Raw genomic sequence first — 23,823 nt, forward strand, 5'->3', positions numbered from 1 at the left:
CCAACCGCCTCCGCACTCTCAACGACGGTCACTCGAAAGAGTTACGGGTCGGACGGCAGGCTTCGGCACTCTACGTGAGGGACCGTGCGCGGAGAAGGATGACGCGGCTCTTCCGTCCTGAGATCAGGAGCTATGCCCCATTTAGCGGGATTTCTTCCCTTTTCGCGGTGTCTGTGCCTAGATTCGCAATGAGTCATATTTACATCTACTTAGACAGTAGGTGTAACGACCCGAGCTGTCGGGGACCGGAGGACCCCGGCCATCAGCCATCCACCCGCCCACCTATCCGTTCGACACGGTTTCAAGGGGACAAGCGCAATGGCAGATTTCTCCCGCCTTCCCGGACCCAACGCCGATCTGTGGGACTGGCAACTGCTCGCGGCCTGCCGCGGGGTCGACAGCTCCCTGTTCTTCCACCCCGAGGGAGAGCGCGGCGCGGCACGGAGTGCGCGTGAGAACTCGGCGAAAGAGGTCTGCATGCGGTGCCCGGTGCGCGCGGAGTGCGCGGCACACGCACTCGCCGTGCGGGAGCCCTACGGCGTCTGGGGCGGCCTCACCGAGGACGAACGCGAAGAGCTCATGGGACGCGCCCGCAACCGTCTGATCACGACGGCCCCCACGCCACCGACGACCGCGCCGGCGTCCATGTGAAGGAACGTTTCTCCGGTTGGTCCGGGGAACGTGCCGAGAACCACCGAGAACCGAGAACGAGCAAGCACCGAGAACGAGCGAGCACCGAGAACGCGAGCACGACCCGGGGGCGAGCGGGGCCCGGGACGGAGACGGACCGGGAGCACGCGGACCGGGGACGGCGACGCCCACCGCGCCCACGCGCGTGAGGGCACCGGACGGATGCCTACGCGCGCGCGTGGCGGCGCGTACGGACTCCGGCGCCGGTTCCGGCGCCGCGGCGGTGCCTACGCGCGCGTGGCGGCGCGCGTCAGCTCGTCCAGCGTGGCGGCGACCGCCGGGACCTGCGCGAGGTCCGGCAGGGTCAGGGCCACGATCTCCCGCTCCACGGCGGGCTCCACGGTCACGGTCCGCGCCCCCCTGGGCCGTACGGACTCGATGGCGAGGGCCGGCAGGACGGCCACGCCCAGACCCGCCCCCACCAGGCCCACCACGGCCGGGTAGTCGTCGGTGGCGAAGTCGATGCGGGGGGTGAAGCCCGCCTCCTCGCAGACGTCCACGAGCTGGCGGCGGCAGCGCGGGCAGCCCGCGATCCAGGACTCGTCCGCCAGCTCCGCGATGCCGACCGCGTCGGCCCCGGCGAGCCGGTGCCCCTCGGGGACCAGGCCCACGAGCCGGTCGGCGAGCAGCGGGCGGACCACCAGGTCGTCCCACTCGGCCCGCCCCGCCCCGTAGCGGAAGGCGAGGGCGATGTCGCAGTCGCCCTCGCGGAGCATCTCGATCGAGCGGGGCGGTTCGGCCTCGACGAGGGAGACCCGGGTGCCGGGGTGCGCGGCCCGCAGGGCGGCCAGGGCGGTGGGGACGAGGGTGGAGCTGCCGCTCGGGAAGGAGACCAGGCGCACCCGGCCCGCGCGGAGCCCGGCGATGGCGGCGACCTCCTCCTCGGCGGCGGTGAGCCCGGCGAGGATGCCGGAGGCGTGGCGCACCAGGACCTCGCCCGCCTGGGTGAGGCGCATCTCGCGGCCCGTGCGGATCAGCAGCGGCGTGCCGGCGGAGGCTTCGAGCGCCTTCATCTGCTGGCTGACGGCGGGCTGGGTGCAGCCGAGTTCGCGCGCGGCGGCCGAGAAGGAGCCGGTGGCGGCGACGGCGCGCAGGACGCGGAGATGGCGTGCCTCGATCATGGAACCAGCATAAGCGAGTCTTGGGAGAGGACGCGAATATCGATGAGAACCTTTGAGGTGAGGGCCCGTAGGGTTCCCGCATGACCTTGCTGAGCGTGAACGTGGGCCGTGCCAGGGCCGTGGACTACACCGACTCCCCCGTCGGCCGTACGGGCATCGACAAGCGCCCCGTCGAGGGGGCCGTGCGGATCGAGGCGCCCGGTCCGCCCGGCGTCGGGGCGAGCGGGCTCGCCGGGGACGACGTCTGCGACCTGCGCTTCCACGGCGGCGCCGACCGGGCCGCGTACGCCTTCGCCCGCGAGGACATGGACCTGTGGGAGCGGGAGCTGGGCCGCGAGCTCGCCAACGGCTCCTTCGGCGAGAACCTCACCACCCGGGGCGTCGACGTCAACAACGCCCTGATCGGGGAGCGGTGGCGGATCGGCGACGAGGTGGTCCTGGAGGTGACCGGCGGCCGCATCCCGTGCCGTACGTTCGCCGGCTTCCTGGGCGAGAAGGGCTGGGTCAAGCGGTTCACGCGGTCGGAGGCGGGCCCCGGCGCGCTGCTGCGGGTGATCGTGCCGGGCGAGGTGCGGGCGGGCGATCCGGTCACCGTCGTGCACCGGCCGGACCACGACGTCACCGTCGCGCTGCTCCACCGGGCCGCGACCGTCGAACGGGCCCTGCTGCCCGGCACGCTGGCCGCCGCCGAGTGGATGGAGTCGGGCCTGCTCGACCTCGCCCGCCAGTACGCGGAGAAGTACGCGGAGAAGTACGCGTCGAAGGAGAAGGAGGGGCGGGGCGAGGAGCGGGCGGAGAAGTGCGCCGGGGCATAGGGCCGGTCCCCGGGTCCGGCCGTGGCGTTAACGTGCCCGTATGACGACTGCACTGATTACGGGGGCCACCGCGGGCATCGGCGCCGCCTTCGCCCGGCGGCTCGCGGCCGACGGACATGACGTCGTGCTCGTGGCCCGGGACGTGAAGCGGCTCCGGGAGCAGGCGACCGAGCTGCACGACCGGCACGGGGTGGAGGCCGAGGTGCTCGCGGCGGACCTCTCCGAGGAGAAGGGGATCGCCGCCGTCGAGGCGCGGCTCTCGGACCCGAGGCGGCCGGTGGACCTGCTCGTGAACAACGCCGGTTTCGGCAACAAGGGCCGGTTCCTGGAAGTCTCCATGGCCGACGAGCTGAAGATGCTCACCGTGCACTGCGAGGCCGTGCTGCGGCTGACCTCGGCCGCCGCCGGCTCGATGAGGGAGCGGCGCCGGGGCGGGGTGGTGAACGTCGCCTCGGTGGCGGCCTTCGTGCCCCGCGGGACGTACGGCGCGTCGAAGGCGTGGGTCGTGCAGTTCACCCAGGGCGCGGCGCGGGACCTGGCGGGCACCGGGGTGCGCCTGATGGCGCTCTGCCCCGGCTTCGTGCGGACCGAGTTCCACGAGCGGGCCGGGATGGGGACGGACAACATCCCGGGCTGGATGTGGCTCGACGCGGACAAGCTGGTGGCGGCGGCGCTGGCCGACCTGGACCGGGGCAGGACGCTGTCGATCCCGGACCCCCGCTACAAGGCCCTGATGGGCGTGGTGAAGCTGGCGCCGCGCGGTCTGCTCGGCGGGTTCTCCTCCAGGGCGGGACGGAAGTACGGCCCGAAGTAGGCGGCTCCCGGTCCCCGTCTCACAGCAGGGCGTCGAGGTCCAGGCGCGCGGTGGCGCCGTCCTGCCAGGTCACGTGGAGGGTGTGGCCGTCGATCCGCACGCGCGCGAGGTCGGTGACGGGGGCCGGGTCGGGTGCGGCGGTGAGCGTGGCGAGGGACGCGAAGAGGGCGGCCGGGCCGCGCGTGGTGCCGTACAGGGCGAGGACGCGGCCGCCCGGCCCCTGAAGGGTCTCCCCCGCGGGAAGGACGGCGGCCGGGTCCTCCGGCGGATGGCCGTGGACCGGGTGGAGCCGGGCGTGCGGCCCGCCGGGCGTGGTGGCCCAGCCGGTCTGCCGTACGGGTGTCCCCTCCGGGGCGCCGAGGACGAGGTGGGAGCGGAGTTCGGCGCGGCCGTGGGCGAGGGTCGCGGAGAGGACCCGGACGCCGGGGCGCGGGACGTGCAGGGAGGCGGCCCAGCCGGGGCCGGTGCCGGCGGGGACCGCGGGCCCCCGGGTGGTGGCCCGGCCCCCGGCGTCGAGCAGCGCGAAGTGGTTGTCGGCCGGGGCGGACCCGGTGGTGGGGCCCGTACGGGTCGAGTAGGCCTGGCGGGCGTAGCCGGGATCGTCCTCGCCGCCCGCGCGGCTGTCCACGTGGTTGCTGCCGTGGTTGTGGAGGCGTACGAGCCCGTCGGCGGCGGTGGTCTGGACGAGCAGCCCGGCGGGGGCGACGGCGCGGACGGTGTCGGCGCGTTCGGCGGGCAGGGGTTCCTCGGGGTCGGTCCAGGCGGGGTGGCCGGCGGGCAGGAGGAGACCGAGGAAGCCCTTGGACGCCCAGTAGGGGGAGCCGGGACCCGAGTACTCCTGGACGAGCGGCGGGTACGGGCCGTGCCAGCCGGGGGTGAGGAGCCCGCGTCCGTCGGTGGCGCCCCGGTCGAGGAAGTACCGCAGGGTCCCGGAGGCGAGGCGGCGGGTGGCGCCGGGGGTGAGCGGGGTGTGGCCGGTGAGGGCGCCGAGCCAGGGCGCGGCGGCCGCGGCGAAGCGGTAGGTCAGGGAGCGCCCGTACGGGACGGGGGCGCCGTTCGCGTCGAAGAGGTGGACGTGGTCGTCCAGGTGGGCGCGCAGCCGGGGTCCGTAGCGGTCGAGGAGGGCGCGGTCGCCGGACAGGTGGGCGTGGAGCACGGGGTAGAAGTGCAGGGCCCAGCCGTTGTAGTGGTCGAAGGCGCGGTTGTCGCCGTCGCTGTACCAGCCGTCGCCGAGGTACCAGTCCTCGACGCGGGCGAGGGAGCGGTCGATCGTGGCGGCGGCCCGGTCGGTCTCGATCCCGGCGTCCCGGAGGAAGCCGGCGACGGTGAGGCCGAAGAGCCACCAGTTGTTGTCGACGGGGGACGGGCCGAGGGCGGGCAGCAGCCAGTCCGCGACCCGCGCGCGGACGCGGTCGTCCAGCCGGTCCCAGAGCCAGGGGCGGGTGAGGCGCAGGCCGAGGGCGACGGAGGCGGACTCGACGACCGCCTGGCGGGTGTCCGCCAGGCGGGGCCAGGACTCGGCGTCCTCCCGGCCCGGCGCCTCCGTCCCGGCGGCGAGGCCCCCGGCGTACCGGTCGAGGTGGCCGTGGGGGTCCTCGCCGTGCGCGCCCGCGACGCGGAGGGCGGCGAGGAGGAAGGTGCGGGCCCAGCCCTCCAGGGCGTCGGAGCGGGGACCCGACCAGCTGGGGCGCGGGCCGGGGAGGCCGACGAGGCCGTGCCGGGGCGAGGCGAAGGGGCGCACGCCGAACAGGAGCCGGTCGGCCGCGTCCTCCCAGTGGGCCCGGGTCCAGCCGGTGTACGGGCTGAGCCCGCGGTTCTCGGGCGGGATGGGCACGACGGGCCCACGGTCCTCGGACGGGATGGGCGCGACGGGCCCACGGTCCTCGGGCGGGATGGGCACGACGGGCCCACGGTCCTCGGACGGGGTGGGCACGACGGGCCCGCAGTTCTCGGGCGGGGTGGGCATGCGCTGCTCCCTGGGAGGGTTCCGGCGGCTCCCTGGGGCCCCGGTGGTGACGTCCGCGTCGCCGGGAATCCTGGACACGCTCCGATCGAACGTCAAGACATCAGGAGCGAATGATCGAAACTCCCTCCGTTCGATCATTCTGGTCTAAGCTCCGACGACCACCACCACCGCGAGGGGATCTGCGCCGTGCGCGAGAGTGCCGCCGAACGACACGACCGACTGCTGGCCCTGGTGCGCGAGCGCGGCACCGCCCGCGTCTCCGAGCTGGCCGAACGGCTCGGGGTCTCCCCCGTCACCGCCCGCCGGGACGTCGAGCTCCTGGCCGGCCGGGGTCTGCTCGACCGGGTGCACGGCCAGGTGTCCTGGCCGGAGCGGCAGGGCGCCCCGGGGGCCGGACGCCCCGGCGAGGGCCTGGTCCTCGGCCTGCTCGTGCCCTCCGCCACGTACTACTTCGCCGAGGTCATCCGGGGCGCGCACGAGGCGGCGGCCCGCGCCGGCGCGCGGCTCGTGCTGCGGGTCTCGGACTACCGCCCGGAGGAGGACCGCGCCCGCGCCGAGGGGCTGCTCGCGGCGGGCGCCGAGGGCGTCCTGGTCGCGCCCGGCTGGCGGGGCCCCGAGGACCGGCTCGCGTACGGGGACTGGCTGGCCGAGCTGCCCGTGCCGGCCGTGCTCCTGGAGCGGCGCGCCGAGCCCGGCAGCCCGCTCGACGGCCTGGACCGGGTCGCCTCCGACCACGCCCACGGCGTCCTGCTCGCCCTGCGCCACCTGCTCTCCCTGGGCCACGCGACGCCGCTGCTCGTCGCCCGCCGGGACTCCCCGACCGCGCTCGCGGTGCGCGCCGGGTACGCCGAGGCGCTGGGCACCCTGGGCCTGGCGGAGCCGCTGCCGGTCATCGACTCCGTACCGGCGGAGGCGGACCCGGAGGGGTTCGAGCGGGCGGCGCGGGCGCTGCACGACGCCGTCGGGTCGGGCCTGGCGAGCGCGGCCCTGGTCCACAACGACGTGGACGCCATCGAGATCGCCCGGCGCCTCGCCGAGCTGGGCGTCGGGGTGCCGCGGGACCTGGCCCTGATCGCGTACGACGACGAGGTCGCCGCGCTCGCCGACACCCCGCTGACGGCGGTCGCCCCGCCCAAGCGGCAGGTGGGGCGGCACGCGACGGAGCTGCTCGTGGAGCGGCTCACCGAGGGTTCCGGCGAAGGCGCCGGGGACGGCCCCGGCGAGGGCGAGGCGCAGGCGCGGCGGCATCTGAGCCTGCTGCCGTGGCTGCGGGTGCGGTCCTCGTGCGGGGCTCCGGCGCGGGCCCTCCGCCCCTGAGGGCCGCCCCCTGATCGATCTGTTCTTTTTTCGATCAATCAATCTTTCGCTCTTGACTTCGGTCATGAACGGTCACAGGATCACGGCCACAACCTCCCAGCCGCCCCGTCCCCAGGAGCCGTGCCGTGACCCCCTTCCGGAGCAGAACGACCCGCGTCATAGCCGGTACCGCCGCCGCCCTCGCCGTCCTCACGGCCTGCGGCGGCGGCGGTGACGACACCGCGGACAAGCCGAACGGGCCCGTGACCATCACCTTCTGGGGTTGGGCCAAGGGCACCAAGGACGTCGTGGACGCCTTCAACGCCTCCCACACCGACGTCAAGGTGACGTTCGAGGAGATCCCCTCCGGCACCGCCGGCGGCTACGCCAAGATCTCCAACGCCGTGAAGGCGGGCAACGCCCCCGACCTCGTCTCCATCGAGTACTCCTCGCTCCCCGAGTTCGTCAGCTCCGGCGCCCTCCAGGACATCGGCGACGAGTTCACCGGGGCGGACCGCGCCAAACTGCTCCCGCAGAGCGTCGAACTCACCACCCTCGGCGGCAAGACCTGGGCCGTCCCCTTCGACGCCGCCCCGCAGGCCTTCTTCTACCGCAAGGACCTCTTCGAGAAGTACAAGGTCCAAGTCCCGACCACCTGGGCCGCGTTCGAGAAGGCCGCCGCGCAGGTGCGGAAGGCCGACGCCAAGGCCCGCGTCGCCACCTTCTTCCCCGACGACCCCACCACCTTCGAGGCCATGGCCTGGCAGGCCGGCGCCCAGTGGTTCAAGGCCGAGGACGACACCTGGAAGGTGAACACCACCGACCCGGCCACCACCAAGGTCACCGCCTACTGGCAGAAGCTCCTCGACGCCGGACTCGTCCACAAGAACGCCTCGTTCTCCCCCGAATGGGTCGGCTCCCTCAAGAACGGCACCACCCTCGGCTACCTCGGCGCCTCCTGGGGCGCGGGCGTCCTCAAGGGCACCCTGCCCGAGCAGAGCGGCAAGTGGGCCGTCGCCCCGATCCCCAGCTGGGACGGCAGGCCCGCCAGCGGCATGCTCGGCGGCACCTCCTTCGCCGTGACCAAGGACAGCGAGCGGAAGGCCGCGGCCGTCGCCTTCGCCGAGTGGATGTCCACCACCGAGGAGGGCGTGAAGGCCCGCATCGCCTCCGGCACCTCCTCCGCCTTCCCCGCCGCCACGGCCCTGCGCCCGGTCGCCAAGAAGGCCTTCGACGCCGGCTACTACGGCGGCCAGGACATCTACGCCCTCTTCGAGACCGCCGGCGCCTCCATCAACCCCCACTGGGCCTGGGGCCCACCACCGGCACCACCAACACCACCGTCAAGGACCACTTCGGCAAGATCGCCCCGGGCGGCCCCGGCATCGCCGACGCCGTCGAGGCGGGCCACGACGCCACCGTCGCCGAACTCACCAAGCGCGGCCTGAAGGTCGAGGGCTGAGCGCGTGAAGGCCCGCACCCGCGCCGCCGCGATCCTGCTGACCCCCTTCTTCCTGCTGTTCACCGCGGTGATGGTGGTGCCGATCGGCTACGCGGTCTGGCTCAGCCTCTTCACCGAGAAGCAGTCCGGACTGGGCTTCGGCGGCACCGAGACCGTCTTCACCGGCCTCGACAACTACACGGCGGCGCTGGGTGACCGGGCCTTCCGCGAGGGCTTCGGCGTCCTGCTCGGCTACTGCCTGCTCTACATCCCGCTGCTGCTCGCCGGGGCCCTCGGCCTCGCCCTCCTGCTCGACTCGGCGCTCGCCCGCGCCCGCCGCCTCTTCCAGCTCGCGCTCTTCCTGCCGCACGCCGTCCCCGGCATCATCGCCGCCCTGCTCTGGGTCTACCTCTACACGCCCCAGCTCAGCCCGGTCGTGAAGGCCATGGAGGCGGGCGGGATCGGCTTCGACTTCTTCTCCCCCGAAGGCGCCCTGCCCTCCGTGGTGAACATCGCCCTGTGGGAGTGGCTCGGCTACAACATGGTGATCTTCTACGCGGCCCTCCAGGCCATCGACCGCTCCGTCCTGGAAGCGGCCACCGTCGACGGGGCGGGGGCCTGGCGCGTCGCCTTCTCCGTCAAGGTCCCGCTCCTGCGGGCCTCGCTCGCGATGGTCGGCCTCTTCACGGTCATCGGCTCCCTCCAGCTCTTCACCGAGCCGCTCATCCTCAGCAGGGGCACCGGCTCCGCCGTCACCTCCACCTGGACGCCGAACATGTACGCCTACACCGCGGCCTTCGACCGCAACGACTACGGGCTCGCCGCGGCGGCCTCCGTCCTCCTCGCCCTGACGGCCGCGCTGCTCTCCTTCGCGGTGACGCGCCTGACCGGCCGCCGGACGGCACGGAAGGAGCGCACCGCGTGAGCGCCGTCCGTGCGGGAAGGACCCGCCCCGCCACCGGATGGCTGTCGCGGACGGCCGTCAACGGCGCCCTCGTCCTCGCCACCGCCTACATGCTCTTCCCGCTCGTCTGGCTGCTGACCGCCGCCACCAAGGACGCCGGCGGCCTCCTCGCCGGAAACGCCTTCTCCTTCGAGGGCTTCGACCTCGGCGGCAACCTCTCCCGGCTCGCCGCGTACAACGACGGCGTCTACTTCCACTGGTACCTGAACAGCCTCCTCTACGCCGGGCTCGGCGCCCTCGCCTGCTCGCTCGTCAGCGTCGCCGCCGGATACGCCTTCCACGTCTACGACTTCCGGGGCAAGGAGAAGCTCTTCGGCCTCGTCCTCCTCGGCGTGCTCGTCCCCACCACCGCGCTCGCCCTGCCGATGTACCTCCTCGCCAGCGAGATCGGGATCGTCAACACCTACTGGGCCGTCCTGGTCCCCGTCCTCGTCAACCCCTTCGGCGTCTACCTCTCCCGGGTCTTCTGCGCCGGCTACGTCCCCGACGAGGCCCTGGAGGCCGCCCGCATCGACGGGGCGGGCGAGCTGCGCGTCTTCTGGTCGATCGGACTGCGCATGGTCATGCCCGGCTTCGTGACCGTCTTCCTCTTCCAGTTCACCGCCGTCTGGAACAACTTCTTCCTCCCCCTGGTGATGCTGTCCGACCAGAAGCTGTACCCGCTGAGCCTCGGCCTGTACGCGTGGAACAGCAACGCCCACGCCGAACCCGACTTCTACCCCCTCGTCGTCACCGGCTCCCTGCTCGCCGTCGTCCCCCTCGTCATCGCCTTCGTCTCCCTCCAGCGCCACTGGAAGGCCGGCCTCACCGCCGGCAGCGTCAAGTGAGGAAGGCCCGCTCCCACGATGCACCCCACCACTGACAACCGCCCCTCCCTCCTCCTCGCGATGGGCCCCGGCGTCGACGGACGCCTGCTCACCGGGGCCCACCGCGCCCGCCTCGCGGCCCTGACCCGCACCGACCCGCACCTGGTCGCCCACGACCTGACGGCCCCGGACGCGCGGACGGCCGCCGCCCTGGCCGAGGCCGAACTCCTCCTCACCTGCTGGGGCGCGACCCCGCTCACCGCCGAGGTCCTGGACCGGGCGCCCCGGCTGCGGGCCGTCGTCCACGCGGCCGGCTCGGTCAAGCACCACGTCACCGACGCCTGCTGGGAGCGGGGCCTGCGGGTCACGTCGGCCGCCGCCGCCAACGCGCTGCCGGTCGCCGAGTACACGCTCGCCGCGATCCTCCTCGCCGGGAAGGGGGTCCTGCGCTCGGCCCGGCGGTACGCCGAACTGCGCACCGGCCACGCCTGGCTGGAGGAGTCCGCCGGCTGGGGCAACCACCGCCGCACGGTCGGCGTCGTCGGCGCCTCCCGCATCGGCCGCCGGGTGATCGACCTCCTCCAGCCCTTCGACTTCGAGGTCCTGCTGTACGACCCGTACGTCGCGACCCCGCCCCCGGGCGTGGAGCTGGTCCCCCTGGACGAACTCTGCGCCCGCAGCACGGTCGTCTCCGTCCACGCGCCGCAACTCCCTTCCACGTACCGCATGATCGGCGCGGCGCAGCTGGCGGCGATGCCGGACGGGACGACCCTGATCAACACGTCCCGGGGCTCCCTGGTGGACGAGCCGGCCCTCCTCCCCCACCTCGTCACGGGCCGCCTCCACGCGATCCTCGACGTCACGGACCCGGAACTCCCGCCGCCCGACTCGCCCTTGTGGACCCTCCCGAACGTCCTCCTCACCCCGCACGTGGCGGGCTCGCTGGGCAACGAACTGCACCGGATGGCGGACCAGGCGGTGGGAGAGGTGGAGCGGTACGTACGGGGGGAGGCGTTCGCGGAGGAGGTGCGGGCCTCGGAGCTCCGGCGCTCGGCGTAGCCGCCGGGCCCGCGCCCAGACCTCCAGGGCGCGGCGCAGGCGGCCGGCCCCGGAGAGGACGAGGTCCACGGCGTCCGGCGCGGTCACGAGCACCGCGGGCAGGGCGTCGTACCAGGGGCCGAGGGACAGGGCGAGCGCGGTGAGCCCAGGCCCGCCCCCACTCCCCCTGACGGGCCAGGGCCACGGCATAGCCCGGTCCCGTTCCGCCTCCGCCCGGATCGCCCGTGCCTTCGGGGAGGAGGCCAGGAGGCGGACGATCGACGGGTCCCTGAGCGGGTGGTCCTCGGGGACGTCGGCCGGGAGGGGCGGGTCGAGGCGGCCGGAGACGACGACCGGCAGGTCGTGCGCGCCGTACGGCAGGAGGGCGGCGATCGAGCGGGCGTCCGGGCCCGTCGTCACGCCCCGGTCCTCGTCGAGGCCGTCCACGAGGAGGACCAGGCGCTCGCCGCGCAGGCCTCGGCGGCGGAGGCGTACAGGCGCAGGAGGTGGGCCTCGCGGGTCGCGGCGGTCAGCAGGGCCGGAAGGCCCTCGCCGGCGAGTTCGGCGAGCTGCTCCAGGACCACGTCCACGTACGCGACCACGTCGTTCTGGGCGCCGAGGCGGGCCGTGGCGAAGAAGGGCACGATCCGCACGCCCCGGGGCGGGTCGAGCGTGAACCAGGCCATCGGCGCCGTCTTCCCCGCCCACGCGTCCGCCCGCCACCGGCGCCATCCGCCGCCCGTGCGGCAGAACTCCGCCGGCTCCGCCAACTCCTCCTCGCGGCCGACGAGTTCCGGCGGGGCGATCCGGCGGACCTGTTCCCGGTACGCCGAGCGGACCTCCGCGCCCGTCCCCGTACCGAATCCGACCCGGTTGCCGTCGCCCATGACGACGACGCCTGCCTCGTTGTCGATGTCGATCCCCCGCTCCATGCCCCCATGCCGCCAGGGCGCCCCGCGGCTTCCGAACCTAAGATGGAAACGTCCCTGCCGCCCCGGGAGGCGTCATGACCTTCATGCAGATCATCGACTGCAGGACGAGCCGCTTCGACGAGATGAACCGGCTCATGGACCAGTGGGCCGAGCAGACCAAGGGGAAGCGGACGGCCACCCACAGCGTCCTCGGGAAGGACCGGTCCGACGGCTCCCACTTCGTGGAGGTCGTCGAGTTCCCCTCGTACGACGTGGCGATGCGGAACTCCCATCTCCCCGAGACCGACCGGCTCTTCCACGAGATGGTCGCGCTCTGCGACGGGATGCCGACCTTCACGGACCTGGACGTCGTCCGGGACGAGCAGCTGTGCAAGGCCGCCGCCCGCCGGTTCCTGGAGCTCATCGGCACGCCGGGGGAGCTTCCGCCGCTGGACGAGGTGATCGCCGAGGGGTGCCACAGCCACGACCCCTCGGACGTGCAGGACTCCATCGGCATGGACGCGGTCCGCCGCGGGATCGGGATGTGGCGGCAGGGGTTCGACTTCGCCTTCACCGTCGAGGACCAGATCGCCGAGGGCGACCGCGTCTGCACCCGCTGGACCTGCGACGCCACCCACACCGGCGACTTCATGGGCCTCCGGCCCACCGGCATCGACGTCCGGATCACCGGCACGCTGATCCAGCGCTTCCGGGAGGACGGCAAGGTCGTCGAGGACTGGTGGCAGTACGACATGCTCGGGCTGATGGAGCGGCTCGGCGCCGTGGAGGAGTAGGCGGGGAGTACGGGGGAACGCCGAGGCCCGGTGCCCCCGCGACGGGGGCACCGGGCCTCAGTGGTCGGCTACGGGCCTCAGTGGGAGTGGCCGTGGCCGCCGTGGCCGTGGTCCGCGGGCTCCTCTTCCTTCTTCTCCACCACGAGGGTCTCGGTGGTGAGGAGGAGGGAGGCGATCGAGGCGGCGTTCTCCAGGGCGGAGCGCGTCACCTTCACCGGGTCGATGACGCCGGCCTTGACCAGGTCGCCGTACTCGCCGGTCGCGGCGTTGAAGCCCTGGCCCTTGTCGAGCTCCGCCACCTTGGAGGTGATGACGTAGCCCTCCAGGCCGGCGTTCTCGGCGATCCAGCGCAGCGGCTCGACGGCGGCGCGGCGGACGACCGCGACACCCGTGGCCTCGTCGCCGGTCTTGTCGAGGTTGCCCTCCAGGACCTTGACGGCGTGGACGAGCGCGGAGCCGCCACCGGAGACGATGCCCTCCTCGACCGCGGCGCGGGTCGCGGAGATGGCGTCCTCCAGACGGTGCTTCTTCTCCTTCAGCTCCACCTCGGTGGCGGCGCCGACCTTGATCACGCACACGCCGCCGGCCAGCTTCGCGAGGCGCTCCTGGAGCTTCTCGCGGTCCCAGTCGGAGTCCGTGGACTCGATCTCGGCCTTGATCTGGTTGACGCGGCCCTGCACCTCGGACGAGTCGCCGCCACCGTCGACGATGGTGGTGTCGTCCTTGGTGATGGTGACGCGGCGGGCGGTGCCGAGCACGTCCAGACCGGCCTGGTCGAGCTTGAGGCCGACCTCCTCGGCGATGACGGTGGCACCGGTGAGGGTGGCGATGTCGCCGAGCATGGCCTTGCGGCGGTCGCCGAAGCCGGGGGCCTTGACGGCCACGGCGTTGAAGGTGCCGCGGATCTTGTTCACGACCAGGGTCGACAGGGCCTCGCCCTCGACGTCCTCGGCGATGATCAGGAGCGGCTTGCCGGCGCCGGCCTGGATGACCTTCTCCAGGATCGGGAGCAGGTCCTGGATCGAGGAGATCTTGCCCTGGTTGATCAGGATGTAGGGGTCGTCGAGGACGGCCTCCATGCGCTCCTGGTCGGTCACCATGTACGGGGACAGGTAGCCCTTGTCGAAGGCCATGCCCTCGGTGAAGTCGAGCTCCAGGCCGAAGGTGTTGGACTCCTCGACGGTGATGACGCCGTCCTTGCCGACCTTGTCCATCGCCTCGGCGATGAGCTCGCCGACCTGCTGGTCCTGCGCGGAGAGCGCGGCGACGGCGGCGATGTCGGACTTGTCCTCGATCGGACGCGCGGTGGCGAGGAGCTCCTCGGACACGGCCTTGACGGCGGCGTCGATGCCCTTCTTCAGGGCGGCCGGGGAGGCGCCGGCGGCGACGTTGCGCAGACCCTCGCGGACCAGGGCCTGGGCGAGCACGGTGGCGGTGGTGGTGCCGTCACCCGCGATGTCGTTGGTCTTGGTCGCCACCTCCTTCACCAGCTGGGCGCCGAGGTTCTCGTACGGGTCCTCGATCTCGACCTCGCGGGCGATCGTGACACCGTCGTTGGTGATGGTGGGGGCGCCGAACTTCTTGTCGATGACGACGTTGCGGCCCTTGGGGCCGATCGTCACCTTCACCGTGTCGGCAAGCTTGTTGACGCCGCGCTCAAGGGCGCGACGGGCGTCCTCGTCGAACTTCAGGATCTTCGCCATGGGAGCGGTTCAGCCCTCTCGGAATTCTGGTGGAACGAACGGCGCCCCGGGGCGCCCAGGAATGGGGCCTCGGGGCGCAGCTCAAAGCCTTCTGGCCTGGGGTGACTTACTTCTCGACGATCGCGAGCACGTCGCGGGCCGAGAGGACGAGGTACTCCTCGCCGTTGTACTTCACCTCGGTGCCGCCGTACTTGCTGTAGAGCACGACGTCGCCGGTCTTGACGTCGAGCGGCAGGCGCTCGCCGTTCTCGAAGCGGCCCGGGCCCACGGCCAGGACGACGCCCTCCTGGGGCTTCTCCTTGGCGGTGTCCGGGATGACCAGGCCAGAGGCGGTGGTCTGCTCGGCGTCGAGCGGCTGGACCACGATGCGGTCCTCGAGCGGCTTGATGGCAACCTTGGAGCTGGTGGTCGTCACGATCCGACCTCCCCCTTCGGAGATCACGGGGTTGACTGTCTGAGGTGGCGAACCAGGTGGATCCGTCGTCGCGGGTGCCGGACCTGCCCGTCGCTGTGTTGGCACTCTCCGGTGGGGAGTGCCAGAGCCGAGACTATGACCGCGATTAGCACTCGGTCAAGCGGAGTGCCAATTCATCGCTCCGTGGCGTGATCGGGGGCGCGGTCGTACGAACCTCCCGGACGCGTCCGGGGCCGCTTCCGGGACCGGTGGCAGGCTCCCCCACATGTCCCGTACGGGCCTTCCCGGACGCCTCGCAGCGCTTCCCTTCCGGGACCCCGGCCCGCACCGCCGCCCGTTCGACCGCCGTCCGTTCGACCGCCATCCGTTCGACCGCCCCGCGTTCCACCGCCGCCCGCTCCACCGGCCGCGCCGGGGTCCGGGGGCCCATCCCCTCCGCCGCCCTCCGGCCGAGCCGTTCGATCGAATCCACCGGACCGGCCGGAGAGGCGCAGGCGGTGAGGGACGGGAGGGCGAGCAGCGCTCCGGCCGCGGCCAGGGCGGCTGCCCGCCGCCGTCGGTGCCTCCCGGGTCTCACACGTAGTCCTCCAGCTTCGCGACCGCGTAGCCCTTGGCCGTGATCACGTTCATCACGCGACGGACCATGTCGGCCATGCTGCCCTTCCAGTCCTCCTCGCCCCGGAAGTGGGTGAGGACGATGTCGCCGGGGTGCAGGTCCCGGTCCCACTCGCGCCACTCCATGCGGTCGGGGAAGGCCTCGGCGGCCCACAGCGGGACGGCCTTGATCCCGCAGGACCCGGCCGCCCGCAGGGTGTCGTCGTTGTAGTTGCCGTAGGGCGGGCGGAAGAGCGTCGGCCGCTTGCCGAACTTCTTCTCGATGACGTCCTGCATGCCGCAGATCTCGCGCTCCTGCCGGCTGTAGGAGAGTCCGGGCAGGTAGCGGTGGTTGAGGGTGTGGTTGTTGAGGACGACCCCGCCCTTCTGCGACTTCTGCATCCGGGCGAAGTAGGCGTAGTCGTCGCTGATGACGTAGTCGCTGAGGAAGGCGCTGTAGGGGATCTTCAGCTCGTCCATCATCCGCAGCAGTTCGGGGTCCTTCTCCGAGCCGTCGTCGATCGTGAGGAAGACGATCTTCTCCTTGGTCGGCACGGTGGTGAAGACGGGCGGCACGCCCTCGCTCTTGGTCTCGAAGCCCTTGCGGGTGGTGATCTTCGGCTTGACGGCGGGCGGGGCGGGCGCTTCGAGCGGGGGCTTGGCGAGGCCCCACTTCTTGGCGGCGAGCGCGCGGGCGGCCTTCTGGAGACGGAGCTTCTCGGCCTTCCGCGCCTGCGACTCGGGCGCGGCGGCGGCGCCCTGCTTCGGGGCCTGCCGGCCGGAGGCGGGGGAGGGCGGCGCGGTGCGGTCCGGCCCGGCGCCGGAGCAGGCCGTGGCGGCGGAGGCGAGGGCGGCGACGGCGAGCGCCGCCCCGAGCGTCCGGCGGGAGCGGTGCACGCCTTTTGCCATCTTTTTTTCCTTTTGTCGTACGAGCTGCATGGCGCCGCATCCTGTCAGCGCGACGGCTCCTCCGGGCCGCGACACCGCCGTGCCCGCCCCACCGTCCCCCGGCCGGCCCACAGCCCCCGAGGGCCCAGAATGGGACGGGTGACCGATCTCGCCTCCTTCGCCGCCCTGCTCGCCCCCGAGGGGCAGACGCTCCTCGCCGCCCTGCGCGACTACGACCCCGCCCGGGAGCTGGCGGTCGCCTCCCGGCTGCGCCGCGACCATCCCGCCGAGCTGGTCACGGCGGCGCTCGGCCAGGCGCGGCTGCGGCAGCGGGCGGTGGCGAAGTTCGGCGCGGAGGACGCGTTCCGGATGTACTTCACGCCCAACGGCGTCGAGCAGTCGACCCGGGCCTCGGTCGGCGCGTACCGGGCGGCCCGGATGAAGGCGCTGGGCGTCGGGAGCGTGGCGGACCTGTGCTCCGGGATCGGCGGCGACGCGATCGCCCTCGCCCGCGCCGGGATCTCCGTCCTCGCCGTCGACCGCGACCCGCTGACCGCCGAGGCGGTCCGCGCCAACGCCGACGCGCTCGGCCTCTCCGGCCTGATCGAGGTCCGGTGCGCGGACGTGACGGAGATCGACACCGGCCCGTACGACGCCGTCTTCGTGGACCCCGCGCGGCGCGGCGGCCGGGGCAGGATCTTCGATCCGGAGGCGTACTCGCCGCCGCTGTCCTGGGCCGTCGAGGCGGCCCTGAGGGCCCCGCACGCCGCCCTGAAGGTGGCGCCGGGCATCCCGCACGAGGCCGTCCCGCCGGAGGCCGAGGCCGAGTGGATCTCGGACGGCGGGGACGTGAAGGAGGCGGTGCTGTGGTGCGGCACGGAGCCGGGCGCGCGCCGGGCCACGCTGCTGCCCTCCGGCGCGTCACTCGCCGGGCGCGGACTGCCCGACCCGGCGGTCCGGCCGGTCGGCCGCTACCTGTACGAGCCGGACGGCGCGGTCATCCGCGCGCACCTGGTGGCCGAGGTGGCCGAGGAGCTGGACGGCGGCCTGATCGACGGGACGATCGCGTACGTCACGTCGGACGCCCTCGTCCCCACCCCGTATGCCGCCGCGTACGAGATCACCGACGAACTCCCCTTCAACCTCAAGAAGTTGAAGGCGCTGCTGCGGGAGCGGGAGGTCGGCACCCTGACCGTGAAGAAGCGCGGCTCGGCGGTCGAGCCGGAGGAGATCCGGCGCAGGGTGAGACCGAAGGGCCCGAACGCGGCGACGGTGCTGCTCACCCGGGTCGCGGGGGCTCCGACGATGCTGATCGGCCGGCCGGCGGGCGGGGGCCGCTGAGCCCGCGTCCCCACGGGGCGGCGCGCCCCCGGCGCCCTCAGACGTAGTCCTCCAGGCGGGCCACCGTGAAGCCCTGCTCCTGGATGCGGCGGAGCATGGTGGCCGTCATCTCGGTCATCGTGCGGCCCTTGAGCTCGGACGGGCCGCGGAAGTGGGCCAGGACGATGTCGCCGGGGTGGAGCTTCCGGTCGCCGCGCTGGTACTGCATGTTCTTGATCTGCATGGACTCGCGCCACAGCACGATCGCGTCCACCCCGCAGGTCCCGGCCGCCGCGCGCGTGGCCTCGTTCCAGTTGCCGTACGGCGGGCGGAAGAGGCGCGGGGCCGTGCCGTACCGCTCCTTCAGCTTCTCCTGCTGGCCGCAGATCTCCCGGCGCTGGGCCTCCTGGGAGAGGGTGCGCAGATTGGGGTGGGTGAGGGTGTGGTTGGCGACGCCGTGGCCCTGGGCGACGAGCGGGGAGAAGTAGGCGTAGTCGGCGCGGATGGCCGCGTCGGTGAGGAACATCGTGAAGGGGACCTTCAGCTCCTTCATCATCGCGACGAACCCGGGGTCCTTCTCCGCCCCGTCGTCGATCGTGATGAAGACGATCTTCTCCTCGGTGGGGATCTCGCTGATCACCGGCACCGGCTCCCCCGCCCCGCGGACCACCGGCTTCACCGCCGGCGGCGCGGGCGGGGCCGCGAAGGGCTTGAGCCCCCACTTCCGGTACGCGGCGGCCGCCGCCGGGGCGCCCGGGGCGCCGGTCCCCGCGGTGGGCCGGGGCGCGGACGACGTCGGCGGGGCCGGGGCGGTGGGTGCGGGGGCGGCGGGGCGCTCCGCCGTGCAGCCGGTCACCAGCAGGGCCGCGGCGGTCAGCGCCGCCCGGAGCGCGATCGTCTTCTTCACGCGCCAGGAGATGCCCGGACGGCCCGAAAGGTTGCCCGACGACCGAACATGTGGCCGATCGGACATCCATCCGTACGGCTACTCGACCGCCTCGAACCGCCAGCGGTGGACCGGCCGGGTGATCAGCTCCGCGTCCGGTTCCGGCAGCTCGGGCAGCTCCGCGTCGAAGGCCTCCGCCTCCCACCAGGTGAGCACGAGGACCCGGTCCTGGGGCGCGCGGAAGACCTCCCGGCGCACCGGCTCGTACGCGAGGACCCGGGACCGCTCCCGGGCCCACTCCAGGAGCTCGGGGCCCCGGCCCTGCGCGGCCCGCGCCTCCCACATGAGGGTGAGCCTCACGAGTACAGGTTCTCCTTGCTGACCTCGTGCACGTGATCGTGGTCGTGCGCGTGGGCGCCCGGCACGTGCGGGTCCGTCACCGGCAGCGAGGAGTCCGCCGACAGCTCCAGGTCGGAGGCGGCCCGGCCCCGGGCGACCATCTCGGAGCCGAGGGCCGCGACCATCGCGCCGTTGTCCGTGCACAGGCCCGGCCGGGGCACCCGCAGCCGGATCCCGGCGCGCTCGCAGCGCTCCTGGGCGAGCGCCCGCAGCCGCGAGTTCGCGGCCACGCCGCCGCCGATCATCAGGTGGTCGACGCCCTCGTCCTTGCAGGCCCGGACGGCCTTGCGGGTGAGCACGTCCACGACCGCCTCCTGGAAGGACGCGGCCACGTCCCGCACCGGCACCTCCTCGCCGGCCGCCCTCTTCGCCTCGATCCAGCGGGCCACGGCGGTCTTGAGCCCGGAGAAGGAGAAGTCGTACGCCGGGTCCTTGGCGCCGCTCAGACCGCGCGGGAAGGCGATGGCCTTCGGGTCGCCCTCCTTGGCGAGCCGGTCGATGACCGGGCCGCCGGGGAAGCCGAGGTCGAGCACGCGGGCGATCTTGTCGAAGGCCTCGCCCGCCGCGTCGTCGATGGTGGCGCCCATCGGGCGCACGTCGGAGGTGATGTCGGTGGAGAGCAGCAGCGAGGAGTGCCCGCCGGAGACGAGGAGGGCCATCGTCGGCTCGGGCAGCCTGCCGTGCTCCAGCTGGTCGACGCAGATGTGCGAGGCCAGGTGGTTGACGCCGTAGAGCGGCTTGCCGAGGGCGTAGGCGTACGCCTTGGCCGCCGAGACGCCGACGAGCAGCGCGCCCGCGAGGCCGGGCCCGGCGGTGACGGCGATGCCGTCGAGGTCCTTGGCGGAGATCCCGGCGGTCTTCAGGGCGCGCTCGATCGTCGGGACCATCGCCTCCAGGTGCGCGCGGGAGGCGATCTCGGGCACGACGCCGCCGAAGCGGGCGTGGGTGTCGACGCTGGAGGCGATCGCGTCGGCGAGCAGGGTGGTCCCGTGGACGATGCCGACGCCGGTCTCGTCACAGGAGGTCTCGATGCCGAGTACGAGGGGTTCGTCAGCCATCAGATCTCAGTCCCGGTTCCTTGAACGGTCAGTCGCATCACGAGCGCGTCGATGTTTCCCGGCTGGTAGTAGCCGCGCCGGAAGCCGATGGGCTCGAAGCCGAAGCGCTCGTAGAGCTTCTGGGCCCGGGTGTTGTCCACGCGCACTTCGAGCAGGACCTCGTCGCACTCGAAGGCGGTGGCGTGCTGGAGCAGGTCGGTGAGGAGCCGGGCGCCGAGCCCGGTGCCCCACTGGTCGCGGGAGACGGCGATGGTCTGCACGTCGCCGAGGCCGCCGGCGGCGGCGAGCCCGGCGTAGCCGACGAGACGGCCGCCGGGGTCCTCCGCGACGACGTACCGGCGGGTGGCGCCCGGCCCCCGGGAGTGCGCGAGCTCGGACCAGAACATCCCGGCCGACCAGGCGTCCTCGGGGAACAGCTCGTCCTCCAGGGCGAGCACCGGTTCGATGTCCCACCAGCGCATCTCGCGCAGTTCCGCGCCGCCGGTCACTTGGGCGTGACCACCTTGTAGTTCTTCGGCACCTGGGCGTCGGGGCGGCGCAGGTACATCGGCAGCGGGTCGAGGAAGCCCTCGGCGTCCCCCGCCGCCAGCCGCTCCGCCGCGAGGGCGGCGAGCGCGGCGGCCGACTGGTGCTCGGGGTCGCGGGCGTCGGGGAAGGCCTCGGGGTAGAGGCGGGCGCCCGCGCCGACGACCGGGAGCCCGGCGAGGGACTCGGCGATGTCGGCGGGCCGGTCGACGGCCGCGTCGGTCGTGCGGGTGCGGTGGTCGTCGTAGCGCGCCCAGTAGACCTCCTTGCGGCGCGCGTCCGTGGCGACGGCGAAGGGCTCGTCGATCCCGGAGGCGTACGCGAGGCCGTCGAGGGTGCACAGGCCGTGCACGGGCACGCCGAGCGCGGACGAGAAGGCCGCGGCCGTGACGAGGCCGACGCGCAGGCCGGTGTACGGACCGGGGCCGACGCCGACGACCACGCCGGTGACCGCGTCGAGCTTCAGGCCCGCCTCGGCGAGGACCCGGTCGACGGCGGGCAGCAGCAGTTCCCCGTGGCGGCGGGCGTCGACCCGGGTCGAGGAGGCGACGACGGCCTCGCCGTCGTGGAGGGCGACGGTGACGGCGGGGGTGGCGGTATCCATGGCGAGCAACAGCACGCGAACAGCCTACGGCTCCCGGGCACGCTGCCCCGACCCCCGGGGCGGCGGCTGCTACCGTCACCCTTCGACACATTCGTACGAGAGGTGGGCACGGTGGCACGGAGCAGCTCGGGATTCGTGGCCGGGCTCACGGCGGTGGCGGTCGCCGCGGTCTGTTTCCTCGCCTACCAGGCCTCCGCGAACGTCCCCGCGGACCTCTCGGCCAAGCCGAAGGCCCCGAGCACGACGGCCCCCTCGGCCTCCCCCGGCGGCGGCCCGAAACGGCCGGCCCGCGACCCCCTCGCCGTCCCGGCGGCCTCGGGCACCGGGGAGCGGGTCGTGTACGGCCTCGCCGACCGCCGGGTGTGGCTGGTGGGCGGCGACGGCAAGGCCACCCGCACGTTCACGGTGATGCCGAGCACGGTGTCCCCGCCGCCGGGCGCGTACGCGGTGACCTCCCGGTCGGGCACGGTGCGCGGCTCGGACGGGGTGCGGATCGAGCACGTGGTGCGGTTCGCGACGACCCAGGACGTGGCGGTCGGCTTCAGCGCGGCGGTGGACGGCTCGATGCCGGAGCCGGACCCGGCGAAGAAGACCGGCGGCATCCGCATGAAGCGGGCCGACGGGGACGCGCTGTGGACGTTCGCGGTGATCGGCAAGAAGATCGTCGTCGTCGCCTGATCCGCGACCGCACGGCTCCGGGCGGGCCCGGGGCCCGCCCGGCGACGCGGCCTCGGCCGTGGTCCGCCGGACACCCCCTAGGCGGCCTCGTGCTCCTCGTACGCGTCCTCGGCGGTGTCGCCCTCGGGCCGCCGTCCCGGTGGGGTCGAGAGGGTGCGGGCGGCCGCGCAGGACGCCAGCAGCTCGCTCATCGTGACGTGCTCCCGATCGGGTTCCGCGCGCTCCGGCGTCGCCATGCCTGCCTCCCGTAGGTTAGGTAGACCTAACCAGCTCGTGCGTCCATGGGACCACGGCGCGCACGGCCCACGCAACATTTTGCCGACACGTTGTCGGAACCTACGTGGGGCGGAGGGGCCGGAGGTCAGAGCGCGCCCAGGTCCTCCCCCGTCCAGCGCGCCCCGACGCCGCGCAGCACGACCGTGCGCCGGTCGTCCTCGGTGTCGCCGGTGACGCGGTGGATCAGGACGTGCAGCCGGTCGTCGGTCAGCTCCTCGACCTTGCCGTCGCCCCACTCCACGACCACGACGGACTCGGGCAGCGAGACGTCCAGGTCGAGGTCCTCCATCTCGTCGAGCCCGCCGCCGAGGCGGTACGCGTCCACGTGGACCAGGGCCGGGCCGCCGACCAGGGACGGGTGGACGCGGGCGATGACGAAGGTCGGGGAGGTGACGGCGCCGCGCACCCCGAGCCCCTCGCCGAGGCCGCGGGTGAGGGTGGTCTTCCCGGCGCCGAGCTCGCCGGTGAGCATGACGAGGTCGCCGGGGCGGAGGATCCCGGCGAGCCGGCGGCCCAGCTCCCGCATCCGCTCCGGGGAGTCGACGGAGAGGGTGGCCTCGGAGACGGGCGTGGTGTCGGCGGGTACGGGCGGGTGCGCTGCTTCCATGCCGCCAATCTAGCTTTTTCCGGGGTCCGTCCTCGCCGTCGTCGGCTCCGGCACGGCCCCGGCCCGTACGAGCAGGTCGGCGAGCCGGTCGGTGACGGCCTCCGGGTGCTCCAGCATCACCAGGTGGCCCCCGTCCGGGACGATCACCAGCTCCGCCTCCGGGAGGAGGGCGGCGATGGCCTCGGTGTGGGAGCTGGGGGTGACGAGGTCGCGGTCCCCGGCGAGCGCGAGCACCGGCAGGTCGCGGAGGGCGGGCAGGGAGGCGGACTTGTCGTGCTCCGCGAAGGCCGGATAGAAGGCGGCGACCACGTCGATGGGGGTGGACTCGATCATCCGCTCGGCGAAGCGGGCGACCGCCGGGTCGACGTCCTTCGAGGCGAACGAGTACTTCTTGACGAGCCCGGCGAAGAGGTCGGCCGTCGCCCGGCGGCCGCGCTCGACCAGCTCCGCCTGGGCGCCGAGGGTCCGCAGGATCCCCGGCAGGATCCGCCGGACGGCGTTGACGCCCATGACGGGGAGGCCGTACGTGACCTCGTTCAGCTTCCCCGCGGAGGTGCCGACGAAGGCGACGCCGACGACCCGGTCGCGCATCAGCTCCGGGTACAGCTCGGCGAACGCCATCACCGTCATGCCGCCCATGGAGTGCCCGACGAGGACGAGGGGGCCCTCGGGGGCGGCGACGTCGACGACGGCCCTGAGGTCGCGGCCGAGCTGCTCGATGGAGACGGGGACGCCGTCGGGACCGGCCTGGGCGACGCCCTGCCCCGAGCGCCCGTGGCTGCGCTGGTCCCAGTGGACGGTCCGCACGAGACCGCGCAGGGCGGCCCGCTGGAAGTGCCAGGAGTCCTGGTTGAGGCAGTAGCCGTGGCTGAAGACGACGGTGACGGGGGCGGGTTCGCGGCGCCCGAAGAGCCGCCGGAGCCGGGCGGGGACCTCGGCGCCGTCACCGGCACCGACCTCGCCGACCTCGTCGACCTCGTAGTAGAGCACGGTCCCGTCGTCGGCGAGGGCGCGGCCGGGGGTGCCCCGGAGCCCCCCGTAGGGGCCGGTGGCGTCCAGGGCGAGCCGTGCCTTCTGGCGTACGGAACGGCCCACCGTGAGCCGCTCGACGGCCACTCCGGCGGCGGCTCCGGCCGCCAGGACGCCTATCGCGGCGCCGGCGAAACCGGCGCGGCGCCAGGTGCCGCCGCTACTGGACTCCCCCACGAGCGCTC

Annotated in this window: 24 protein-coding genes and 1 pseudogene; 11 read left to right on the forward strand and 14 right to left on the reverse strand. The window is 73.4% G+C overall.

Features of this window, described 5'->3' with window-relative positions:
- Window positions 1–318: 318 nt before the first annotated feature.
- Window positions 319–651, forward strand: a complete 333-nt coding sequence (locus ADL08_RS23295; RefSeq protein ID WP_053646091.1) for a WhiB family transcriptional regulator — start codon at window positions 319–321, stop codon at window positions 649–651.
- A gap of 266 nt (window positions 652–917) precedes the next feature.
- Here ADL08_RS23295 and ADL08_RS23300 read toward each other — a convergent pair whose 3' ends face one another.
- The gene (locus ADL08_RS23300) at window positions 918–1,811 is read right to left on the reverse strand and encodes a LysR family transcriptional regulator (protein WP_053646093.1); all 894 of its coding nucleotides are present in this window, start codon (window positions 1,809–1,811) and stop codon (window positions 918–920) included.
- Window positions 1,812–1,891: 80 nt separating this feature from the next.
- Between ADL08_RS23300 and ADL08_RS23305 the strand changes: the two genes are divergently transcribed.
- A complete protein-coding gene (locus ADL08_RS23305) occupies window positions 1,892–2,626 on the forward strand; it encodes an MOSC domain-containing protein (RefSeq protein ID WP_053646095.1) in 735 nt (244 codons plus the stop codon).
- Window positions 2,627–2,666: 40 nt separating this feature from the next.
- Window positions 2,667–3,440, forward strand: a complete 774-nt coding sequence (locus tag ADL08_RS23310) for an SDR family NAD(P)-dependent oxidoreductase (RefSeq protein ID WP_053646098.1) — start codon at window positions 2,667–2,669, stop codon at window positions 3,438–3,440.
- A gap of 19 nt (window positions 3,441–3,459) precedes the next feature.
- Here ADL08_RS23310 and ADL08_RS23315 read toward each other — a convergent pair whose 3' ends face one another.
- A complete protein-coding gene (locus ADL08_RS23315; RefSeq protein ID WP_053646250.1) occupies window positions 3,460–5,274 on the reverse strand; it encodes a DUF2264 domain-containing protein in 1,815 nt (604 codons plus the stop codon).
- 318 nt (window positions 5,275–5,592) lie between these two features.
- Between ADL08_RS23315 and ADL08_RS23320 the strand changes: the two genes are divergently transcribed.
- From ADL08_RS23320 to ADL08_RS23340, 5 genes and pseudogenes are all read left to right on the forward strand, one after another.
- Window positions 5,593–6,723, forward strand: coding sequence for a substrate-binding domain-containing protein (locus ADL08_RS23320; RefSeq protein WP_053646100.1), 1,131 nt, complete (start codon window positions 5,593–5,595; stop codon window positions 6,721–6,723).
- Window positions 6,724–6,848: 125 nt separating this feature from the next.
- Window positions 6,849–8,164 (forward strand): annotated as a pseudogene (locus ADL08_RS23325) (ABC transporter substrate-binding protein).
- A gap of 4 nt (window positions 8,165–8,168) precedes the next feature.
- A complete protein-coding gene (locus ADL08_RS23330; RefSeq protein WP_053646102.1) occupies window positions 8,169–9,068 on the forward strand; it encodes a carbohydrate ABC transporter permease in 900 nt (299 codons plus the stop codon).
- Window positions 9,065–9,934: a carbohydrate ABC transporter permease gene (locus ADL08_RS23335; RefSeq protein ID WP_053646103.1), complete on the forward strand. Its 870-nt coding sequence runs from the start codon at window positions 9,065–9,067 to the stop codon at window positions 9,932–9,934. The genes ADL08_RS23330 and ADL08_RS23335 overlap by 4 nt, the downstream gene beginning before the upstream one ends.
- 18 nt (window positions 9,935–9,952) lie before the next feature.
- Window positions 9,953–10,972 (forward strand): hydroxyacid dehydrogenase, encoded by a 1,020-nt coding sequence (locus tag ADL08_RS23340; RefSeq protein WP_053646105.1) that lies wholly within the window; start codon window positions 9,953–9,955, stop codon window positions 10,970–10,972.
- Between the two features lie 395 nt (window positions 10,973–11,367).
- On the opposite strand, the gene ADL08_RS23345 is transcribed toward ADL08_RS23340, so the two are convergent.
- Window positions 11,368–11,883 (reverse strand): hypothetical protein, encoded by a 516-nt coding sequence (locus tag ADL08_RS23345; protein ID WP_053646107.1) that lies wholly within the window; start codon window positions 11,881–11,883, stop codon window positions 11,368–11,370.
- A gap of 74 nt (window positions 11,884–11,957) precedes the next feature.
- Here ADL08_RS23345 and ADL08_RS23350 point away from each other — a divergent pair, with 74 nt between their 5' ends.
- Window positions 11,958–12,656: an ester cyclase gene (locus ADL08_RS23350; RefSeq protein WP_053646109.1), complete on the forward strand. Its 699-nt coding sequence runs from the start codon at window positions 11,958–11,960 to the stop codon at window positions 12,654–12,656.
- Between the two features lie 77 nt (window positions 12,657–12,733).
- On the opposite strand, the gene groL is transcribed toward ADL08_RS23350, so the two are convergent.
- The 3 genes from groL to ADL08_RS23365 all read right to left on the reverse strand — a co-directional run bounded on the left by groL (window position 12,734) and on the right by ADL08_RS23365 (window position 16,277).
- Window positions 12,734–14,359, reverse strand: a complete 1,626-nt coding sequence (gene groL / locus ADL08_RS23355) for a chaperonin GroEL (protein ID WP_053646112.1) — start codon at window positions 14,357–14,359, stop codon at window positions 12,734–12,736.
- Between the two features lie 106 nt (window positions 14,360–14,465).
- On the reverse strand, window positions 14,466–14,774 hold the full coding sequence (gene groES, locus ADL08_RS23360; protein WP_015035628.1) for a co-chaperone GroES: 309 nt from the start codon (window positions 14,772–14,774) through the stop codon (window positions 14,466–14,468).
- 573 nt (window positions 14,775–15,347) lie between these two features.
- Entirely contained in the window at window positions 15,348–16,277 is a 930-nt protein-coding gene (locus tag ADL08_RS23365) for a polysaccharide deacetylase family protein (RefSeq protein WP_420709637.1), read from the reverse strand.
- Between the two features lie 129 nt (window positions 16,278–16,406).
- Here ADL08_RS23365 and ADL08_RS23370 point away from each other — a divergent pair, with 129 nt between their 5' ends.
- The gene (locus ADL08_RS23370) at window positions 16,407–17,597 is read left to right on the forward strand and encodes a THUMP-like domain-containing protein (RefSeq protein WP_234352239.1); all 1,191 of its coding nucleotides are present in this window, start codon (window positions 16,407–16,409) and stop codon (window positions 17,595–17,597) included.
- A 37-nt stretch (window positions 17,598–17,634) separates the two neighbouring features.
- Here the strand turns inward: ADL08_RS23370 and ADL08_RS23375 are convergent, their stop codons facing one another.
- From ADL08_RS23375 to tsaB, 5 genes are all read right to left on the reverse strand, one after another.
- On the reverse strand, window positions 17,635–18,483 hold the full coding sequence (locus ADL08_RS23375) for a polysaccharide deacetylase family protein (protein WP_199837071.1): 849 nt from the start codon (window positions 18,481–18,483) through the stop codon (window positions 17,635–17,637).
- 78 nt (window positions 18,484–18,561) lie between these two features.
- A complete protein-coding gene (locus ADL08_RS23380; protein WP_199837074.1) occupies window positions 18,562–18,807 on the reverse strand; it encodes a hypothetical protein in 246 nt (81 codons plus the stop codon).
- Between the two features lie 11 nt (window positions 18,808–18,818).
- Entirely contained in the window at window positions 18,819–19,919 is a 1,101-nt protein-coding gene (gene tsaD / locus ADL08_RS23385; protein ID WP_053646119.1) for a tRNA (adenosine(37)-N6)-threonylcarbamoyltransferase complex transferase subunit TsaD, read from the reverse strand.
- Complete coding sequence (gene rimI / locus ADL08_RS23390; protein WP_053646253.1) at window positions 19,919–20,380, reverse strand: ribosomal protein S18-alanine N-acetyltransferase; 462 nt, start codon at window positions 20,378–20,380, stop codon at window positions 19,919–19,921. The genes tsaD and rimI overlap by 1 nt, the downstream gene beginning before the upstream one ends.
- Window positions 20,381–20,403: 23 nt before the next feature.
- Window positions 20,404–21,063: a tRNA (adenosine(37)-N6)-threonylcarbamoyltransferase complex dimerization subunit type 1 TsaB gene (gene tsaB, locus ADL08_RS23395; protein ID WP_078968387.1), complete on the reverse strand. Its 660-nt coding sequence runs from the start codon at window positions 21,061–21,063 to the stop codon at window positions 20,404–20,406.
- 120 nt (window positions 21,064–21,183) lie between these two features.
- Between tsaB and ADL08_RS23400 the strand changes: the two genes are divergently transcribed.
- Window positions 21,184–21,726, forward strand: coding sequence for a hypothetical protein (locus ADL08_RS23400; protein ID WP_053646123.1), 543 nt, complete (start codon window positions 21,184–21,186; stop codon window positions 21,724–21,726).
- Window positions 21,727–21,803: 77 nt separating this feature from the next.
- On the opposite strand, the gene ADL08_RS37305 is transcribed toward ADL08_RS23400, so the two are convergent.
- The 3 genes from ADL08_RS37305 to ADL08_RS23410 form a co-directional block, all read right to left on the reverse strand.
- A complete protein-coding gene (locus ADL08_RS37305) occupies window positions 21,804–21,962 on the reverse strand; it encodes a hypothetical protein (RefSeq protein ID WP_159043115.1) in 159 nt (52 codons plus the stop codon).
- Between the two features lie 125 nt (window positions 21,963–22,087).
- Window positions 22,088–22,609, reverse strand: coding sequence for a tRNA (adenosine(37)-N6)-threonylcarbamoyltransferase complex ATPase subunit type 1 TsaE (tsaE, locus tag ADL08_RS23405; RefSeq protein ID WP_053646125.1), 522 nt, complete (start codon window positions 22,607–22,609; stop codon window positions 22,088–22,090).
- 9 nt (window positions 22,610–22,618) lie between these two features.
- Entirely contained in the window at window positions 22,619–23,815 is a 1,197-nt protein-coding gene (locus ADL08_RS23410; protein ID WP_053646127.1) for an alpha/beta fold hydrolase, read from the reverse strand.
- Between the last annotated feature and the right edge of the window lie 8 nt (window positions 23,816–23,823).

The organism is Streptomyces sp. NRRL F-6492 (assembly GCF_001280125.1).
GTDB lineage: Bacteria > Actinomycetota > Actinomycetes > Streptomycetales > Streptomycetaceae > Streptomyces.

Coding starts and splice junctions, on each gene's coding strand:
- ADL08_RS23295 (WP_053646091.1), top strand. CDS start 319: ATGGCAGATTTCTCCCGCCTTCCCGGACCCAACGCCGATCTGTGGGAC.
- ADL08_RS23300 (WP_053646093.1), bottom strand. CDS start 1,811: ATGATCGAGGCACGCCATCTCCGCGTCCTGCGCGCCGTCGCCGCCACC.
- ADL08_RS23305 (WP_053646095.1), top strand. CDS start 1,892: ATGACCTTGCTGAGCGTGAACGTGGGCCGTGCCAGGGCCGTGGACTAC.
- ADL08_RS23310 (WP_053646098.1), top strand. CDS start 2,667: ATGACGACTGCACTGATTACGGGGGCCACCGCGGGCATCGGCGCCGCC.
- ADL08_RS23340 (WP_053646105.1), top strand. CDS start 9,953: ATGCACCCCACCACTGACAACCGCCCCTCCCTCCTCCTCGCGATGGGC.
- ADL08_RS23345 (WP_053646107.1), bottom strand. CDS start 11,883: ATGGAGCGGGGGATCGACATCGACAACGAGGCAGGCGTCGTCGTCATG.
- ADL08_RS23350 (WP_053646109.1), top strand. CDS start 11,958: ATGACCTTCATGCAGATCATCGACTGCAGGACGAGCCGCTTCGACGAG.
- groL (WP_053646112.1), bottom strand. CDS start 14,359: ATGGCGAAGATCCTGAAGTTCGACGAGGACGCCCGTCGCGCCCTTGAG.
- ADL08_RS23365 (WP_420709637.1), bottom strand. CDS start 16,277: ATGGCAAAAGGCGTGCACCGCTCCCGCCGGACGCTCGGGGCGGCGCTC.
- ADL08_RS23370 (WP_234352239.1), top strand. CDS start 16,407: ATGGGACGGGTGACCGATCTCGCCTCCTTCGCCGCCCTGCTCGCCCCC.
- ADL08_RS23380 (WP_199837074.1), bottom strand. CDS start 18,807: ATGTGGGAGGCGCGGGCCGCGCAGGGCCGGGGCCCCGAGCTCCTGGAG.
- tsaD (WP_053646119.1), bottom strand. CDS start 19,919: ATGGCTGACGAACCCCTCGTACTCGGCATCGAGACCTCCTGTGACGAG.
- rimI (WP_053646253.1), bottom strand. CDS start 20,380: ATGCGCTGGTGGGACATCGAACCGGTGCTCGCCCTGGAGGACGAGCTG.
- ADL08_RS37305 (WP_159043115.1), bottom strand. CDS start 21,962: ATGGCGACGCCGGAGCGCGCGGAACCCGATCGGGAGCACGTCACGATG.
- tsaE (WP_053646125.1), bottom strand. CDS start 22,609: ATGGAAGCAGCGCACCCGCCCGTACCCGCCGACACCACGCCCGTCTCC.